The sequence below is a fragment of the Andreprevotia sp. IGB-42 genome (genome assembly GCF_009848685.1).
GTDB lineage: Bacteria > Pseudomonadota > Gammaproteobacteria > Burkholderiales > Chitinibacteraceae > Andreprevotia.
In genome coordinates this window covers 1-1,030 of sequence record NZ_WXTX01000051.1, presented here as the reverse complement: position 1 = coordinate 1,030, position 1,030 = coordinate 1, and the positions used below count along the sequence as shown (strand labels likewise).

The 1,030-nt window shown below is 51.6% G+C and carries 1 protein-coding gene; it reads left to right on the top strand.

The window, feature by feature from the left end:
• Nucleotides 1–301 (top strand): transposase (locus IGB42_RS21845; RefSeq protein WP_159675662.1); only part of this gene is annotated, 301 nt, incomplete at its 5' end.
• Between the last annotated feature and the right edge of the window lie 729 nt (nucleotides 302–1,030).

Sequence of the window (1,030 nt, the reverse complement as noted above, 5' to 3'; positions counted from 1 at the left end):
GACGCTCTATCAAGCACGCTGGCAGGTAGAAGCGGTATTCGACGAACTCAAGACGCATCTGCAACAAGGTCGCCGGGCATTGCGCTCGAAGACGGCGGAACTGGTGCGGCAAGAATTCTATGGCTGGGTACTGGCGCACTACGCCGTGCGCTGGCTGATACACCAGGTAGCCAGCGAGTATCGACTGCCGCATGCCGAGCTATCGTTTACCGGTCATGTCCAGCTGTTGCGCCGCAGCCAGCCCCAGTCCGGGGCCTTTCCCCCCGGGGCAGCCAAGACGAAGAAAGTGGTGGTTCCGTGAGTTACTGGCCATTGCTGCCAAGCTGCGCGCTGTCCGCACCCTGGGCCAGCGTGCGCCGCGACAGGTCAAGCGCCGCAATGGGCCAAAGTCGATTCATCCGCGACAGAAGCCGTTGAAAACAATCTAACCGAACAGTATTGGGTCAGGTCTTGTATTTTTCAACGGACGAGCCATGATGTTGAAGCCCCAACAAAAACCAGAGGTTCAACATTGGTCAGGCTGGGGTGAAATGCAAAAAATAAAACCTGACCCGCTTGGTTTTTGCCCCCGATGCATTCCATTCTGTTTCCTCACAAGCACGCCATGCTCGTACATGGTCTGAAGCTTACCGGAACCATTTCCAAAAAATTCAGTGCATAGGCCATGGCGGGTATCACCTGCAGAGTCTTCTTCCAAAGACAATACGCCAGACGGATACCACACTCTTTCAACACCTTCCCTAGCTCCATCCTAGTATATCACTTCACTAATCACCCTACCATCCAACTCCTCAAATGCAACTCTGCTAAACGCCTCCCCTTTTATATAAGCACATTTGCTCGTCGCAATAATCGAGGTCATCTTCTTTGATCCTAAGCATAGCAATCTTCCTATGGCTTGGGTGTAGCGGAACAGAATTTAATCAATCGCTGAAAATTCACAAATTCAAGGTAAGGTCTTGTATTTTTCATCAACCGTTTAGCCATTTTATGGGCGGTCTGGTTCATTGCAAAAAACAAGACCTGGCCC